Origin of the sequence: Rhizobium sp. NFACC06-2, assembly GCF_900101425.1 — a bacterium.
Taxonomy (GTDB): domain Bacteria; phylum Pseudomonadota; class Alphaproteobacteria; order Rhizobiales; family Rhizobiaceae; genus Agrobacterium; species Agrobacterium leguminum.
Window position 1 is genome coordinate 101448 of the sequence record NZ_FMVA01000011.1, and the last position, 17456, is coordinate 118903.

13 protein-coding genes are annotated in these 17456 nt (G+C 59.9%); 4 read left to right on the plus strand and 9 right to left on the minus strand.

All coding sequences use genetic code 11. From position 1 onward, the window contains the following. Positions 1-140: 140 nt before the first annotated feature. Complete coding sequence (locus F3H58_RS18635) at positions 141-1928, plus strand: heparinase II/III domain-containing protein (protein ID WP_149743239.1); 1788 nt, start codon at positions 141-143, stop codon at positions 1926-1928. Between the two features lie 10 nt (positions 1929-1938). Then, positions 1939-2736 (plus strand): carbohydrate-binding protein, encoded by a 798-nt coding sequence (locus tag F3H58_RS18640; RefSeq protein WP_149743240.1) that lies wholly within the window; start codon positions 1939-1941, stop codon positions 2734-2736. A gap of 55 nt (positions 2737-2791) precedes the next feature. On the opposite strand, the gene F3H58_RS18645 is transcribed toward F3H58_RS18640, so the two are convergent. The 8 genes from F3H58_RS18645 to F3H58_RS18680 all read right to left on the minus strand — a co-directional run bounded on the left by F3H58_RS18645 (position 2792) and on the right by F3H58_RS18680 (position 14806). Then, entirely contained in the window at positions 2792-3544 is a 753-nt protein-coding gene (locus tag F3H58_RS18645; RefSeq protein WP_149743242.1) for a FadR/GntR family transcriptional regulator, read from the minus strand. Between the two features lie 136 nt (positions 3545-3680). Then, positions 3681-4691 carry a 2-hydroxyacid dehydrogenase gene (locus F3H58_RS18650; RefSeq protein WP_149743243.1) on the minus strand — a complete coding sequence of 337 codons (1011 nt, stop codon included), beginning with the start codon at positions 4689-4691 and terminating at the stop codon, positions 3681-3683. 60 nt (positions 4692-4751) lie between these two features. Continuing rightward, on the minus strand, positions 4752-6374 hold the full coding sequence (locus F3H58_RS18655; RefSeq protein ID WP_078052130.1) for an ABC-F family ATP-binding cassette domain-containing protein: 1623 nt from the start codon (positions 6372-6374) through the stop codon (positions 4752-4754). Positions 6375-6484: 110 nt separating this feature from the next. Beyond that, positions 6485-7723 (minus strand): vWA domain-containing protein, encoded by a 1239-nt coding sequence (locus F3H58_RS18660; RefSeq protein WP_149743244.1) that lies wholly within the window; start codon positions 7721-7723, stop codon positions 6485-6487. A 167-nt stretch (positions 7724-7890) separates the two neighbouring features. Further along, positions 7891-8769 carry a transglutaminase family protein gene (locus F3H58_RS18665; RefSeq protein WP_059757870.1) on the minus strand — a complete coding sequence of 293 codons (879 nt, stop codon included), beginning with the start codon at positions 8767-8769 and terminating at the stop codon, positions 7891-7893. Between the two features lie 4 nt (positions 8770-8773). Further along, positions 8774-11179, minus strand: a complete 2406-nt coding sequence (locus F3H58_RS18670) for a circularly permuted type 2 ATP-grasp protein (protein WP_149743245.1) — start codon at positions 11177-11179, stop codon at positions 8774-8776. Position 11180: 1 nt separating this feature from the next. Continuing rightward, positions 11181-14507, minus strand: a complete 3327-nt coding sequence (locus tag F3H58_RS18675) for a transglutaminase family protein (RefSeq protein WP_149743246.1) — start codon at positions 14505-14507, stop codon at positions 11181-11183. 53 nt (positions 14508-14560) lie between these two features. Further along, entirely contained in the window at positions 14561-14806 is a 246-nt protein-coding gene (locus F3H58_RS18680) for a hypothetical protein (protein ID WP_286169777.1), read from the minus strand. On the opposite strand from F3H58_RS18680, the gene F3H58_RS18685 reads away from it, so the two are divergent. Next, on the plus strand, positions 14800-16608 hold the full coding sequence (locus tag F3H58_RS18685) for an ABC transporter ATP-binding protein/permease (RefSeq protein ID WP_149743248.1): 1809 nt from the start codon (positions 14800-14802) through the stop codon (positions 16606-16608). The genes F3H58_RS18680 and F3H58_RS18685 overlap by 7 nt on opposite strands. A gap of 30 nt (positions 16609-16638) precedes the next feature. On the opposite strand, the gene F3H58_RS18690 is transcribed toward F3H58_RS18685, so the two are convergent. Next, positions 16639-16872: a hypothetical protein gene (locus F3H58_RS18690; protein ID WP_078052121.1), complete on the minus strand. Its 234-nt coding sequence runs from the start codon at positions 16870-16872 to the stop codon at positions 16639-16641. 134 nt (positions 16873-17006) lie between these two features. On the opposite strand from F3H58_RS18690, the gene F3H58_RS18695 reads away from it, so the two are divergent. Continuing rightward, positions 17007-17396, plus strand: a complete 390-nt coding sequence (locus F3H58_RS18695) for an acyl-CoA thioesterase (RefSeq protein ID WP_035260778.1) — start codon at positions 17007-17009, stop codon at positions 17394-17396. Positions 17397-17456: the final 60 nt, after the last annotated feature.

Sequence of the window (17456 nt, forward strand, 5' to 3'; positions counted from 1 at the left end):
GCCTCCCGCGCTCTGGATAACACAATATCGATATTGGTCAAACAACTTTGCATAAAGTCAGACAAATTTTCTGGTTTTTCAAAAATACGTATGATAGGAGGCCCATATCGGATTGCGGAACGCGCGGGAGGTTTGAGGGCGTGTTTGTCGAAATGATGCGGTTTCTGCCCGAACGGTTCGCCGATTTCGGCGCAGAACTGACGGCGCAGAAAATGCGGTCTTCAGCACCGGGCGCGGTTTCCCGTAGTCTCATCGAGGCGGCGGAGCAGACTCTTGACGAGCCCTGGTCCGTCATTCTGGCGGGCGACTACCGGAAATATAGCCGCACCGGCAATCGCGATCGTTTCGAGGCGCTTTATTTTTCCCGACGATTGAAGCTGAACGCGCTGGTTCTTGGAGAATGCGCCGAGGGGCAGGGCCGCTTTCTCGATGCCATCATCGATGGTCTTTGGCTGATATGCGAGGAGAGCGGCTGGCAATTGCCCGCCCATAATTCCCATATTCGCGGCGGCCCGCGATATCCGCTGCCCGATCCGCAAAACCCGGTGATCGACCTGTTCGCGGCCGAAACGGGCGTCAATCTCGCTTTGTGCCTGCATCTGCTGGCACCGGAACTGGAGAGGGCACATGCAAACCTCGTTTCCCGCGTCCGCGTCGAGATCGACCGGCGCATCATCACGCCTTATCTCACCCGGCATTTCTGGTGGATGGGGAATGGCGACGAGCGGATGAACAACTGGACGGCCTGGATTACCCAGAACGTCCTTCTCTCGACCCTGCTATTGCCCACCGACCAATCGACGAGGCGTTCGGTCGTGGAGAAGGCGCTCAAGAGTCTCGATGCGTTTCAGAAGGATTATGCGGAAGATGGCGCCTGCGAAGAGGGCGTTCTTTATTATGGCCATGCGGCACTTTGCCTGTTCGGGGCGATGAGCATTCTCGAAGCCTCTGCGCCCGGCTCCATGGCGCCGCTCTTTCATGCGCCGAAGCTGCGCAGCATGGCCGAATTCATTCTCAACATGCACGTGGCGGAAGACCGGTTCGTCAACTTCGCCGATGCGCCGGCGAAGGTCGAGACATCCGGCGTGCGGGAATATCTTTTCGGCAAGGCCGTTTCTTCGCCACCGCTCCAGGCTTTCGCTGCCGCCTGCTGGAACCGCTCACCGGACCGGCTGATGTGCAAGGAGTGGAACCTCTGGTATCGGGTCCAGGCAGTGCTTGCCATCCCGGAATTATCCGCGCTTATTCCAGCGGAACCGGCAAAGACCGATATCGCCCATCCCGGTATCGGTCTGGCGATTGCCCGCGACGGGGTTTTCGATCTTGCCGTGAAGGCGGGCAATAATGGCGAGAGCCACAACCACAACGATGTCGGCAGTTTCACGCTTTATAAGAACGGCCGGCCGTTCATCATCGATGTCGGGGTGGAAACCTACACCGCAAAAACCTTCTCGCCGCAGCGCTACGACATCTGGACGATGCAATCGGCCTTCCACAATCTGCCGACTTTCGGCGGCGTCATGCAGGCCGCCGGGGCAAAGTTTGCGGCGAGAGATCTTGTGACCGAATTTTCTGAAGATCAGGCGGAAGTCTCTTTCGATATAGCCGGGGCCTATCCCGCCGTGGCGCGTGTTGAGCACTATCGCCGCCGCGTCCGACTGCTGCGTGGCAGCCATGTGGAAGTCCTTGACGACTATCAGGGCGGGCAGGAGGCGGTTCTGTCGCTAATGGTCGCCGAGAAGCCCGCTGTCACGTCGGGTCGGCTGATCTTTGCGGGGCTGGGAGAGATAGCCTGCGAAGGGGCAGGAGAACCCGCCATCGAAGCCATAACAATCGACGATGCCCGCCTTCGCCAGTCCTGGCCGCCGGTGATCTATCGCATTCTCATCCCCATCGCAGCCCAGCGTCTGTGCCTGATGATCAGTTAAGGAAGTGCCGATGAAACTTACACTCAAGGTCGTCAATGCGGCGGGTGATGTTCTGGCGGAGGCCGGAGCGGAGGACGAAGCTTTGCTCGTCTATCGCGCGGAATATTGCGAGGGCGACAGGCTTGTCGTCGAGGTTTCGCAGCCCGGTCATATCTGGCTTGCGCTCGATGCCGGCATGCCGCCCACGCTGGTTTTCCTGCAAGGAAACGAATTCATCCTGCCCGTTCCCTCCGCGGCGAAACGCAAATCCTATCCGCCGCAGGCTTTCAGCGGTAACCTTCACCGGATCGCTGCGCGCCGCACACTTGCCGGTGAAATCGAAGTTCGCAGGAATCTGGCCCTCAACCCGTTTGACGATCATGAAAACACCTCGCTGTTTCCGCACGTTTATGCGAGCACGGAAACGCGCGGGGAGGCGGCCTTCGCAGCCCGCAATGTCATCGATGGTGAAAAGGCGAGCGCGGGCCACGGCTTTTGGCCCTATACAAGCTGGGGCATCAACCGCGATCCCGAAGCTTCGCTGACCCTCGTATTCGGCCGCGCAGTCCTCATCGACCAGCTGACTTTTTACCTGCGGGCGGACTTTCCCCATGATGCCTGGTGGGAAAAAGCGAGCGTCACTTTTTCCGACGGCGAAAGCGCGAGCTTTTCCCTGCAAAAAACCGGGGCTGCCCAGAGTTTCCCGGTCGCGCCGCGCCAGGTGGAATGGATCCGTCTGCATGATCTTAAAAAAGCCGACGACCCTTCGCCCTTTCCCGCGCTGACGCAAATCGAGGTCTGGGGGGCGGACCTGCGGGAAGCACCGTAGCGCCTGATCGCGGCTTACTGAGCACAAAGCGACGACCCAGTTTTACTGAAACCCTTTAGCTGTGCGCGATGCCGCGCATGTCGCGCATCATGTCGCGGTAGCGGTGCTGGCTGCCGCGCAGATGCGCTTGCATCGCCAGCTTCGCGGCCTGTTCGTTCCGGTCCGATATGGCGATGACGATGGCTTCATGTTCCTTGTGGATCAATCGTCGGTAAGCTGTCTGGTCGTTCTCGCCGGTTTCGGAAACCACGCGCGATTGTGGAATCACGGCCTGACCGTGCAGCTCGAGGAACTGTGTGAAAAGCGGATTGTTGGTGGCGGCAGCAATGGCCAGATGCAGCGCCAGATCCGCCTCGCGAATGGAGCGGTTCTCCTCGATACATTGCAAAAGCCGGGCGTGACAGTCGTAAATCGCCTCCTCCTGCGAAGGCGAACGGCGGAGGGCGGCGAGCCCTGCCGCTTCGATTTCGAGCGGCGTCCTGATTTCCAGCACCTCCAGATCGGAAGAGAGCCGGGCGCGGTCGATCCCGGGTGTGGGTGACGCGTCTTTTTCACGCTTCAGCACGAAAATGCCCGCCCCCTGACGCACCTCCACCAGCCCGTCGCAGCGTAGCGCCGTCACCGCCTCGCGCACCACGGTGCGGCTGACGCCATGGGTTTCCGTCATCTCGATTTCGCTGGGCAGGCGGTCGCCGGGTCCATATTGCCCGGAGGCAATCGCATTTCTGAGGCTGAGGCTAACTCTGCTGACCAGAGAACCGGAGGATTTGCTGCGCTGTTTTTGCTGTTCAGGCACGTCGGTCACCATGCATTGAAATCGAGGCAGGCGTGAAGCCTGTCAAATATGTATGATGAATTTCAGTGAAACTCAATGATCATACCAATTTTACCCGCCTTCATGCAGAGGACGTGCAGAATGGTATTAAAAAATCGTCCCGAAGACACTAGGCCGGGCCGGCACACTGCTCCGTGGAAACGGCATGTAGCGCGCTGCCGGTCCTGAAAAAGCTTTCGATATTGCCGATCGTGGTATTCGCGATGTTCCTGAGGGCATCCTGCGTGAAGAATCCCTGATGGCCGGTGACCAGAACATTCGGGAAGGTCAGCAATCGCGCGAAAACATCGTCGCGCAGCACGTCGTTGGAAAGATCCTCGAAAAAGAGATCGGCCTCTTCTTCATAGACATCGATGCCGAGACTGCCGATTGTGCCGTCTTTCAGACCCGCAATCGCCGCCTGCGTGTCGATGATGGCGCCGCGGCTGGTATTGACGAGCATCACGCCCTTTTTGAGCAGCGGCAGCGTCTCCCGGCGAATGAGGTGACGCGTCTCCGGTGTGAGCGGGCACATCAGCGCCAGAATGTCCGATGTCCGAAACAGTTCCTCGCGCGTGACGTAGACCATGCCCAGTGCTTCGCAATCCGGATTTGGCCGTACGTCATGGCCGACGAGACGGCAGCCGAAGCCGGCCGCAATGCGCGCGAAAATCGCCCCGATCTTACCCGTGCCGACAATGCCGACCGTCTTGCCGTGAAGATCAAAGCCGAGAAGACCGTCGAGGGCGAAGTTTCCTTCGCGGACACGGTTATAGGCACGATGAATCTTACGGTTGAGCGACAGGATGAGCGCCATGGTGTGTTCGGCGACCGCATAGGGTGAATAGGCCGGCACGCGCCCAACCGTCAGGCCGAGCTTTTCGGCCGCGGCGAGATCGACCTGATTGAAACCGGCGCAGCGCAGGGCGATGAGCCGAACACCCATTTCCGCCAGCTTTTCGAGTACTGGCCGCGACAGGTCGTCATTAACGAAGGCGCAGATCGCCGCCGCTCCCTCCGCCAGCGCCACTGTCTCGAGAGACAGGCGTGCTTCGCAATATTGCATCCGCATGCCAGCGTGGGCGGCAGCGTCAAGGAACTGCCTGTCATAGGGTTTGGCGCTGTAGACCACGATCCGCATCTGTTTCTCCAGTCTCCAAACGAAAGCTGCCGTTACAGTGCGACGCGTCCGGCAGGTGGCTTAGCTGCGAAGGCCCGGTGCTTCCTGTCCCGTGCTTTCGACATATTCGGTATAGCCGCCGCCATATTGGTGGATACCATCGGGCGTCAGTTCCAGCACCCGGTTGGAAAGCGCGGCGAGGAAATGGCGGTCGTGCGAAACGAACAGCATCGTGCCCTCATAATCCGACAGGGCCTTGATCAGCATTTCCTTGGTGTCGAGATCGAGATGGTTGGTCGGCTCGTCCAGCACGAGGAAGTTCGGCGGATCGAACAGCATGGCGGCCATGACGAGACGGGCCTTTTCACCGCCGGAAAGAACACGGCAGCGTTTTTCCACGTCGTCGCCGGAAAAGCCGAAACAGCCGGCAAGGGCGCGCAACGGCGCCTGCCCCGCCTTCGGAAAACGTTCCTCCAGCCATTCGAGAATGGTGCTGTCGCCATCCAGAACGTCCATGGCGTGCTGGGCGAAATAGCCGAGCTTGACGCTGGCGCCGAGCGTGACATTGCCGGAATCCGGTTCCGTCGTGCCGGTCACCAGCTTCAGCAGCGTCGATTTTCCAGCGCCGTTGACGCCCATGATGCACCAGCGTTCCTTGCGCCGCACCATGAAATCCAGCTCGCCATAGATCGTGCGGCTGCCATAGGCCTTATTCACCTTCTTCAGCGCCACGACATCCTCGCCTGAGCGAGGAGCGGGGGCAAATTCGAAAGCAACCGTCTGACGACGTTTGGGCGGCTCGACGCGGTCGATCTTCTCGAGTTTCTTCACGCGACTCTGAACCTGCGAGGCGTGCGAAGCGCGGGCCTTGAAGCGTTCGATGAACTTGATTTCCTTGGCGAGCATGGCCTGCTGGCGTTCGAACTGCGCCTGCTGCTGCTTTTCGTTCTGCGCGCGCTGCTGTTCGTAAAAACCGTAATCGCCGGAATAGGTGGTGAGATTGCCGGCATCGATTTCGATGATCTTGGTGACGATGCGGTTCATGAATTCGCGGTCGTGCGACGTCATCAGCAAAGCGCCGTCGTAGTTTTTCAGGAAATCCTCGAGCCAGATCAGGCTTTCGAGATCGAGATGGTTCGACGGTTCGTCGAGGAGCATCACGTCCGGGCGCATCAACAGGATACGCGCAAGCGCCACGCGCATCTTCCAGCCGCCGGAAAGCTTGGAAACATCGCCGTCCATCATCTCCTGGCTGAAGCTCAACCCGTCCAGCACTTCGCGCGCACGGCCTTCCAGCGCGTAGCCGTCCAGTTCCTCATAACGCGCCTGCACTTCGCCGTAACGTTCGATGATGGTGTCCATCTCGTCCATCCGGTCGGGATCCGACATGGCGGCTTCCAGTTCCCGAAGCTCCGCCGCCACTTCGCTGACGGGGCCTGCTCCTTCCATGACTTCCGCGACGGCCGAGCGGCCGGACATTTCACCGACATCCTGATCGAAATAACCGACCGTCATGCCCTTTTCGACGACGACCTGGCCCTCGTCGGGCTGCTCTTCGCCGGTGATCATCCGGAACAGCGTGGTCTTGCCGGCGCCGTTCGGGCCGACAAGGCCGATCTTCTCGCCGCGATTGAGCGCGGCGGAGGCCTCGATATAGAGAATACGGTGACTGTTCGACTTGCTGATGTTTTCGATGCGGATCATGACAGGGCCTGTGAATGGGAGCGGCCCTCCTATGCCACGGGCCGCCGCCGCTGTCACCTGCCGCACATGTCTTGTCAGCCATGCAGCCGACAAGACGCTCCAAAAACAGATCAGTTGGTGAGCGTGGCTATGCTGCCGGCAGCCTTGCGGGCGATTTCGCCAAAGGCAGTGACGATCTGCTCCATGTTTTCCGGCGCATAATAATTGTCGAGGCTGGATGCGCAATATTGCAACAGCGACTTGCCCTTGTCCGGCGCCATGAAGGCGACGCTGAAAATCTTGATTCCGTCTTTCTTGGCGGTCTCGCAGGTGGTGCGCACGGACTGGTCGATGCTGGAATTCCACGAGGCGCTGTTGCCCGTCATTTCACCGTCGGTCATGAGAACAATATAGCGCTCGAACGATTCACTGCCTTTGTCCTTGTGTGCTTTCGCTTCGTCAGTGTTGGCTTTTTTAAGGGCGTTATAGGCGGCGTTCAGGCTGCTGCGGGCATCCGTGCCGCCGGAGGGAAATTCCGGGATCTGTTTGTTGACATAGCTGGCGACACTGCCCGTACCCCAGCTGATGGGCTGAGCAGCATATGTCTCGTGCGTATAGACCGAGGCACCGGTGCGGACGAGCTCTGAACCGCCGTTGGCCGTGTAGGTCGGATCAGCCTTGTTCAATGTTGCGACGAGGAACCCGACGGCGGTTTTGAGAGACGTGGCCTTGTTGACATAGCAGGGACTGGATGTGGCCTTCGCTTCGCTGGTACCCCAATTGTCAGCCGTATAAACCGGGCACGATTTTTTCGCGGTATTGATGGTATCCGTCTTGAATGACATCGAACCGGAGCGATCAAGCGCCAGATACATGGAGATCGGTGCGCCCTTGTTGACGGTGCTCTTTGCGGTGCCCGTTACCGAAAGATCGAGTGTTTTTGCGCCAATGAACCCAAGCAGCGGATTGAGCTGTACGCGGTGGTTGATCGTGGTCTCGACGGTGTAGGTTTTGCCGCGGGCATTTTCCGTCTTCGTGATATTGGTCGGAGAATTCTGCTCCAGTTCCTTTTTCTCTTCCTCGGTCAGGTTCTTTTCCATCTGGGCCGCGATGAAGTTCTTGGCGATTTCCTTGATCTGCTCGTCCGTCAGGTCGCCCATTTTCAAACGGGCCTCGGTGGCCGCCGCAAGGGCTGCAGAATCCGCGGTATTCTGCATATCCGCTTTCACCTGCATCACATTCGCCAACTCCATGCCGGCGCCGGCAAAACCCAGCAACACCGGCAGCAGAATGGCCGTCATCATGCCGAAATTGCCGCTGGTATCGGCAAGAAAACGGCGCTTCGGTTTTTGATGTGCAGAGGCGGTCATGACGGGCTCACGGATTAGAATATTCGACTGAGCACAGAGAAGCCGCAAACGATGTAAAATCCGCTAACGTGATCGGTTCAATTTTACGCAGCGATCAAATTGGAGCAGTTTTCGAAGTATTTTCAAGAATTGTTGGCGCGATGGCCGCAATAATACACATCGTGTCATTATTGGACGGGGATGACGTCGACAGCCTGCTTTATCTGCTGGTTGCCATAGCTCTTCAAGACACCGATCACAGGAGCGACATCGGAATAATCCCGGCCGTAACCGACGACGATATGGTCGCTTCCGGCGACGATATCATTGGTGGGATCGAGTTCCAGATAACCGGCTGCTTCTCCGCACCAGACGCGAACCCAGGCATGCATTGCATCGGCGCCTTCAAGCCGTTCCTTGCCCGGTGGCGGAATGGTGCGCAGGAAACCGCTGACATAACCGGCGGGAATGCCGAGGCTGCGCAGCGCCATGATCATGATATGCGAAAAATCCTGGCACACGCCGCGCTTCAGCTTGAAGGCTTCCGATGGCGTCGTATCGACGGTCGTCGCCTCGCCGTCATAGGTAAAGTCCTTGTGTATGCGTTTGCACAGAGAGAGCGCGATTTCGCGAATGGTCATTCCGGGTTTCAGCAATTCCCGGGCATAGGCGGATATTGCCGCATCCATTCCGATCCTTGGGCTTGCGCCGATGAAGTGGTGCGGCGACTGGAAATCGAGCGACCAGACATCGGCCAGGTCCTGCGGCAGGCGGGAGAGTTCCGGAGAGAAATCCGCCGTCAGCGCCGGCGCCTCCACCATCACGCGGGCCTGCATGCGGATATCCAGCTTCTCATGCGGCGCGCGCAGATGCACGGAGGTGGCCGATTGATGAAAGAAATCCTCGAAGGTGGCACGTTCTTCCGGCACCGGCGAAACATCGATAGAGCCCGCGACAAGCCGCTGCCGGCCGGGGATGGAGAGCGGCAGGACACGGATGATGTGGCGCGCGCCGTGGGCCAGCGTGTCGTAGGTGTAACCCATATGCAGGGAAAGGTCGTAAAGCATAGGATTATCCGAGATAGGTCCGGGCGAGAACATCGGAGAGATGTTCCATGTCGGTTTCGAGCTGGCGATAGATCGCGCCGTTCATGTTTTCCGGCGTCATCACCGCAAGCCCGGAATGCAGACGCATCGCCTCGCGGTAGAAGGGCGACATCTGACCGTTCACGAAGGCGTTCGGAAGCTGTTCCACCTCGGTGCGGATCTCGTTCAGCTGGAACAGGATAGAGCGGGGATTGAGCGGGTCGAGCGCCAGAAGGTCGGTCACGGTCAGGCCGGCCGTATTGACGTTGTAGCGGCGGCGATGGGTCATGACACTGTCGCCGATTTCGAGCAGCATGTCATAGGAGCCATCAGGTGCGTCCGGGCCGGTCATATGGCCGAGAAGACGTGTCATATGCAGGCCGCGCTCCAGGTAGCGGCCGATCGACAGGAAACGCCAGCCGGTGAAGCGATACATGTTTTCGTGCACGAGACCGGCAAAGCCCGCCAGCTTGCGCAAGAGGATCGTCATGGCATGGGTAGCGTCGTCACCGGGGGCGACTTTCGCATGGAAACGGCGGGCGGTCTTGGCAAGGTCGTTCAGCGCCAGCCATCCGTCAGGGGAAAAGCGGTCGCGGATATTGCTGGCGGAATAAAGCGCGCTGTTGATGTTGTTCAGCAGGCTTTCCGGCACGGCATCGTTCATCTCCACATCGAGCGCTTCGAGATAGCGTGTCACATGCGCGAGCAGAGGCTGGCGCGGATCGGCGGATTCGGCATAACGCCCGTGCCAGGCGCGCAGGATGCGCAGGGCGCCTTCGGAGCGTTCGATGTAGCGGCCGAGCCAGAACAGATTGTCGGCTGCGCGGCTCGGCAGGCTGCCCGGCATATTGCGGGTAAAGCTTTCTTCCGCCGGCAAAAGCGTGGTGCGTTCCACCGGCTTGTCGCTGACGATCCATACATCCGCAGCGCTTCCGCCCGATTGCATGGCGATGGCGGAGACATCGTCGCCGCTGCCGATACGGGCAAAGCCGCCGGGCATGATCTGCCAGCCGTCCTGGGTGCGCGCGGCAAAAACGCGAAGGCTCATCGGGCGCGGGACGAGCTTGTTGTCGATATAGGCCGGGGTTGTCGAAAGCGTCACCACTTCCTGTCCGACCAGCCTGTGGCCGTCGGAGGCGAGCCAGTCGCTGATCGATTCCTTCGCCGTTTCGCGCAGCGACGAACCGAGCACGGACTGACCGTTATCGTCGAAGAAGGGAAGCCGGGAATAAGCCGGGCCGATGACCATGCCTTCGATATTGCCGGCGACATGGCGGCGTTCCGATTCCTGCCCGCACCACCAGGTGGCAATCGATGGCAGTTTCAGCTCCTCGCCCAGAATGTGGCGGCAGATACGCGGCATGAACGCGAGCAGCGCCCGCGTCTCGAGAATGCCGCTGCCGAGCGCATTGACGACGGTGAGCGCTTCATTGCGCAGCGCCTGCACCATGCCCGGGGTACCGATATGGGATTGCTGGTTCAGTTCCAGCGGGTCGGAATAAGAGGCGTCGAGACGCCGCCAGAGAACGCCGACCGGTTTCAGCCCCGCTACGGTTCTGACCATGACGCGGCCGTTGACGACGGTGAGGTCTTCTCCTTCCAGCAGCATGAAGCCGAGATAACGGGCGATATAGGCGTGTTCGAAATAGGTTTCGTTGGCGGGGCCGGGCGTCAGCACGGCGATCCGGTCGTCGGGGTGCTTTCTTTGCGCCTGCAGCGTGTCGCGGAAAGCGCCGAAGAACGAGGCCAGACGGTGCACATGGGTTTCGGCATAGATGTCCGAAAGTGCACGGGTGGTGGCCACCCGGTTTTCGAGCGCGAAACCCGCACCGGAAGGCGCCTGCGTCCGGTCGGCCAGCACCCACCAGTTGCCGTCAGGTCCGCGCCCGATCTCGAAGGAACAGAAATGCAGATAATGGCCGCTTGCCGGTTTCACGCCGACCATGGGCCGCAGATATTCCGGATTGGAGGCGATCAGGGCCGGGGGTACGAAACCTTCCTTGACCAGCCGGTTTTCGCCGTAAAAATCGGCGACCATGGCTTCCAGAAGATTCGCGCGCTGTTTCAGCCCCTCGGAAAGAACCGCCCACTCCGTGTCGTCGATCAGGACCGGAATATGGGAGATCGGCCAGTTTCTTTCGCTGCTGCCCTTGCCGTAATCACGGTAGAACACGCCGGCATCGCGCAGATAGCGGTCGGTGCGGGCAAAGCGCTCGTGCAATTCCCGTTCCGACATGCGCGACAGGGCGTCGAGCAGGGTCTTCCAGACCGGCCTGACCTTGCCGTTGGTATCGAGCATTTCGTCGGCAACGCCCGGCAAGGGGGAATATTCAAGCCCGCGCGGTTGCGCGCTCGTTTCCGTCTTGCGTTCCGTTGCCGGGGCTTTGGACAATTTACACTCCGTAAGGCCGACGCAGATCGAGCGTCAGCGGAAATTCTGGCGACACGGTTTCCGCTTGTAGCGGATATTGCCCTGCCGTATGCCCCCATGGTTCGAAACGGGCGAGGCGGCGTGCCTCGGCCTCATTGCCGTTGACGGGAAAGGTCTCGTAATTGCGCCCGCCCGGATGAGCAACATGGTAGATGCATCCGCCGATCGATCGCCTCGACCATGTATCATAAATGTCAAAGGTCAAGGGTGAATTGACGGGCAGAACGGGATGCAGGCCGGAAGCGGGCTGCCATGCCTTGAAGCGAACGCCGGCGACCGCGACACTGCGGTTTTCGGTTGGGGTCAGCGGAACGGCGCGGCCGTTGCAGGCAACCGCGTAACGGGCAGGGTTGGAGGTTTCCAGCCGCACCTGCAGGCGCTCGACGGAGCTGTCGACATAACGCACGGTTCCGCCGATGGCGCCCTGTTCGCCCATCACATGCCAGGGCTCCAGGGCCTGGCGCAATTCCAGCTTCGCACCCTCATATTCCACCTCGCCGAAGAAGGGGAAACGGAATTCCTGCTGGGCGGTGAACCATTCCGGCTTGAGGTCGAAACCGTTTTCCCTGAGGTCGGCCAGCACGTCGAGGAAATCCGCCCAGATATAATGCGGCAGCATGAAGCGGTCGGCGAGCGCCGTGCCCCAGCGCACGAATTTGCCGGCGGCCGGATTTTTCCAGAAGCGGGCGATGAGGGCGCGCACCAGCAATTGCTGGGCGAGCGACATGCGCGCGTTGGGCGGCATTTCGAAACCGCGGAATTCCACAAGGCCAAGGCGACCGGTGGGACCGTCAGGCGAAAACAGCTTGTCGATGCAGATTTCGGCGCGGTGGGTATTGCCCGTCACATCCGTCAGAAGATTGCGGAACAGCCGGTCGACCAGCCACGGCAGCGGCGGCACGCCTTCTCCGGGGGCAGGCACCTGCGCAAGCGCGATCTCCAGCTCGTAGAGACTGTCGTGGCGGGCTTCGTCGATACGCGGCGCCTGGCTCGTCGGGCCGATGAAGAGACCTGAGAAGAGATAGGAGAGCGAGGGGTGCCGCTGCCAGTGCAGAACGAGGCTTTTCAGAAGATCGGGCCGACGCAGGAACGGGCTGTCATTGGGGTTGGCGCCGCCCACGACCACATGGTTGCCGCCGCCGGTGCCAGTGTGTCGGCCGTCGATCATGAATTTGTCGGCGCCGAGACGCGACTGACGCGCTTCCTCATAAACAGCCGTGGTGATGTCGACGCAATCCTTCCAGCCCGCGGCGGGGTGGATGTTGACCTCGATGACGCCGGGATCGGGTGCGACGCGGATGACGTTGACGCGCTCGTCATGCGGCGGCGCATAACCCTCGATATGGACGGGCAAGCCAAGATCGGCGGCTGCCGCTTCCGCTGCTGCAATCAGTTCCAGATAGTCCTCGATGCGCTCGACCGGCGGCATGAAGACGCAAAGCCTTCCGTCACGCGGTTCCACTGACATGGCGGTGCGTACCGCGCCGCCGATTTCGCCGAGCGTCTGTTCGATGCGCTCCTGCCCTGCGGCCTCGCTGGCATGGAAGGAGGCTTCGGGCATGGCGCGGCCGGATGGCGTCAGGACGTCGGGAAGCGGACCGCGGGGGATCGAAGGATCGGCTTCATGAATATAGGGATAGGCGGATGGCGGCACATAGGGCAGGGTGCCGAGCGGCAGGCGGTAACCCACCGGGCTGTCGCCCGGAACTAGGAATATTTTACCGCGCCGCGTCTTCCATTTTTCACTGATCCAGCGTTTGCCGGCGGCGCGCGCATTCCACGCCTGAACGGGAAGAATATAACCGGTCGGCGTCGTCAGTCCCCGTTCGAAGACGCGGGCCATGCGGTTTCGCTCCTCCGGGTCTTTCAGCTTGGAATTGGACGGGTCGACATTGTCGGGAAGGCTGCCTTCCTTGATGATCCATTCGGCCGGATCCTCATAGGCCGGCAGCACCAGCTCCGGCTCGATGCCGAGATGGGAGGCTATACCGCCCAGCAGTTTTTGCGCATCTTCCGCCTTGACGCCTGTATTTGCGCCCTCCTCGGCGATCAGCGCCGGATTCTGCCAGATCGGCAGGCCGTCCTTGCGCCAATAGAGCGAAAAGGTCCAGCGTGGCAGGCTTTCGCCCGGATACCATTTTCCCTGCCCGTAATGTAGAAAGCCGCCCGGTGCGAAACGCTCACGCAGGCGGCGGATCAGGGCATCGGCCTTTTCACGCTTTGTCGGCCCGACCGCGCCGCTGTTCCATTCGTCGGATTCGAAATCGTCGATGGAAACGAAGGTCGGTTCGCCGCCCATGGTCAGCCGGACATCATGGCTGTTCAGAACGTCATCGACCTCTTGGCCGAGCGCGTTGAGTTCATCCCAGCTTTCATCGGAAAAGGGTTTGGTGATGCGCGGCGTTTCGGCAACCCGCCGGACCTGCATGTCGAAGGCGAATTCCGTATTGGCATGGCCGTAATAACCGCCGGAAATCGGCGCCGCATTGCGGTAATGCGGCGTTGCCGCCAGCGGAATATGGCTCTCGCCCGTCAGAAGTCCCGAAGTGGGGTCAAGGCCGATCCAGCCCGCGCCGGGCATATAGACTTCGGCCCAGGCATGCAGATCGGTAAAATCCACTTCGGTGCCGGATGGGCCATCCAGCGCTTTGAGATCGGGGGTGAGCTGAATGAGATATCCCGACACGAAACGGGCGGCGAGGCCAAGATGGCGCAGAACCTGCACGAGCAGCCAGCTGGTATCGCGGCAGGACCCCTTGCCGGAAGCGAGCGTCTCCTCCGGTGTCTGGACGCCCGGTTCCATGCGGATGACGTAACCGATCTCCTGTTGCAGGCGGGCATTGAGGCCAACGACCATGTCCACCGTCGGCTGCCCCGGTGTGCGGTCGACGGTGGCCATGAAGGCGGCGAGCAGCGGGCCGGTCGGTTCCGGTTTCATGTAGATGGACAGGTCATCACGCAATTCCTGCGGATAGTCGAAGGGCCACTTTGTCGCCTCTTCCTCCACAAAGAAATCGAACGGATTGTAAACCGTCATATCGGCGACAAGATCGACCTCGATCTTAAATTCCGTCGCGGGCTCGGGAAAAACGAAGCGGGCGAGGTAATTGCCGTAGGGATCCTGCTGAAGGTTCACGAAGTGATTGGAGGGCGAAACCTTGAGCGAATGGCTGATAACGCGGGTTCTGGAGTGCGAGGCGGGCTTTAATCTTATGATCTGTGGTCCAAGGCGAACCGGATTGTCGTATTTATAATGCGTCAGATGATAGATGCTCGCTTTGATCGCCATTAATCTGCCTTGCCCGGTTTTCCGGCTTATGCGGTTTGTCCGCCCCTCTGAAATTATTCGGATTTTGTGCAATGCAGGAAAAGAAAGCAAGGATCATTTCCGGTGGCAACCGCATTGTTGGTGGAGGCCGCGATATTTGCCCGCAGGAAGAATTGTCCGGGCTTTTCAATCATCGCCGCTGAGATTTCGCCGGGATTGTGGACAAGGTTGAACGGCGTGTTATTGCTTGGCATCGAAAGGCGCAGAATCGCGACCCGCTTTCTTTGCCGACTGACGTTTCGGAATGGAATGAATGGCAACAACGGTGACCGACGATCAGCGCAAAAGCGCGGCTAATCTTTCGGGTTTCGATCTCGATTTCCCGGCGCAGCTGCGCATGATGGGGCGTGCCTTCTGGACCTCGCCGGTTCGCACCAGGCTGATCTTGCTGTCGATAGCGCTGCTCACGGTGATATTGCTCACCGCCTATGGGCAGATCAGGCTCAATGAATGGAACGCGCCGTTTTACAACGCGCTGGAGCGGCGCGATCTTGCCGCCTTCATTCACCAGCTGGAGGTCTTCGCCATCATCGCGGGGCTGTTGCTTCTCCTCAACGTCATCCAGACCTGGCTGAACCAGATGACGGCGCTGAACATGCGCGAGGGCCTTGCCAAGGATATGGTGGATCAATGGCTGAAACCGGGACGGGCCGCCCGTCTTGCCGGTTTCGGCACGATTGCGATCAACCCCGACCAGCGCCTGCATGACGATGTCCGCAATCTGGCTGAAAGCAGCACGGCGCTTTCCATCGGTCTCGTCAATGCGACGATCCTGCTGGTCAGCTTTATCGGCGTCCTCTGGTCGCTCTCGGCCGGCTTCGCCATCACCATCAGCGGCGATACCTATGCGATCCCCGGCTATATGGTCTGGGCGGCGATCCTTTACGCCGGTTCGGCTTCCCTGCTCAGCAATCTCGTCGGTTATCGGCTGGTGGGGCTGAATGCCGAGCGTTATTCCAAAGAGGCGGAGCTTCGCTTCTCACTGATGCGGGCCAGCGAAAATCTTGCCGCCATTGCCCTTGCACGTGGCGAAAAGAACGAAAGGCGGCGGATCGGTATCGATATTGATGCGGTGCTCGGCGTCATTCGCGGGCTCGCCATGGCGCTGACACATCTGACATGGGTTTCGGCAGGATATGGCTGGCTGGCAGTGGTGGCGCCGATCCTGATCGCGGCTCCGGTTTATTTCTCCGGCAACCTCACCTTCGGCGGGCTGATGATGGCCGTCGGTGCGTTCAACCAGGTCAACACGGCGCTGCGCTGGTACATAGACAATTTCGGGCCGATCGCCAGCTGGAAGGCGACATTACAGCGCGTTTCGGTGTTCCGTAACGCCCTTATCCAGATGGACAGCGTTGAACAGCACGGTCTGGCGATCGATCTGCAACGCAGCGCGGAGAATGAAAAAATCCGCCTCCAGTCGGTAGTGATCTGCCGCGATGCGGGTGGGCAGGATCTGGATCGCGGCTTCCAGCTGCGCGAGAGCGAAGTCGAGATCGGGCCGGGCGAACGGCTGATGATCAATGGCGAGCAGGGCGTGAACCGAAGGTTGTTGTTTGCGGCCATGGCGGGCCTGTGGCCCTGGGGGCAGGGCAGGATTGAGATGCCCGAACAGTCCGATACACTTTTCATTGCCCAGCACGGCTATCTGCCGGCGGGATCGCTGCGTGAAATCCTCGCCTATCCGCGCGCGCCCCAGCGTTTCGCCGATGCGGATTATGTCTCGGCGCTCACAGCCTGCGGGCTTGGCGAGATGGCATCCCGTCTCGAGGAAAACATTCGCTGGGATAAAAAACTGGATTCGGATGAGCAGGCCAGCATCCGGGTGGCCAATGCCCTGCTGCTGAAGCCGAAATTCGTCGTTATCGACGATTTGCTCGAAGGGCTGGAAAAACAGACGCAGGATACGCTGGCGGAAGTTCTGAACGGGATCGAGGGTGCGGCGATCGTCTATATCGGCCGGTCGGAAACATTCCTGTCGGTGCTCGCCCCGGCTGTGGCGCATCTCGACCACACCGCGCAGAAGGAAAATATCTCCAGGCCCGGGAGTGCTCCGCAATAGGGCATTGGCTATCGGGCTGATCCGAGCGGACTAGAGCCGCAAATGCCATTTGTCCGAATCGAGCCGCTGCTGTTTGGCAAGGCTTATGGTGGTGTCCGGCTCCACCTGCGAACGCAGGGCAAGGGTGCCGGTCGCCAGGCTGATGGCGACGACGCTGGCGACCGCCAGGACGATACGGTCGTAGCGCTGCTGTATTGTGTTGTTTCCACTCCAGTCATAGGCCATTCGCACGCCCTCGCGTTTTTTGGAATCGTGCCTCATCATGGTTAACCGAAGCTTACGATGGCTCTGTGATTCCTTGCTGTTTTGGAAGGGCTGCCGCGACAAATCGGCTATTGGCGGATGGGGTGCGGTTGTTTAAGTCCGGCAGCGGGAGGCTTGTGAAAGGACTTTGAGATATGGACCAGCAACCGCCCGCCGATATGGAACTCACGCTCAGAACGCTTGCGATGCCTGCCGATGCCAACCCGGCCGGCGATATTTTCGGCGGCTGGGTCATGTCGCAGATGGACCTTGCCGCTTTCGTCCGCGCCAATGATGTAGCCGGCGGCCGCACTGTCACCGTCGCAGTCAATGAGATCGTCTTCAAGAAGCCGGTCAAGATCGGCGACACATTGTGTGTCTACACCAAAATCGAAAAGATCGGCCGCACCTCCGTCACGTTGAAGATCGAGGCCTGGACCCGCAGGCACTATCAGGATTCACGCGAGAAGGTGACGGAGGCCGTTTTCATCATGGTCGCGGTGGACGACAACGGCGATCCGCGTCCTGTCCGCAAGGAGGCGTGAGGCGGCATCATTTTCTTTTCAAAGCAATTCCGAAGCGCCTGCAAAAGATTAAAAACATCG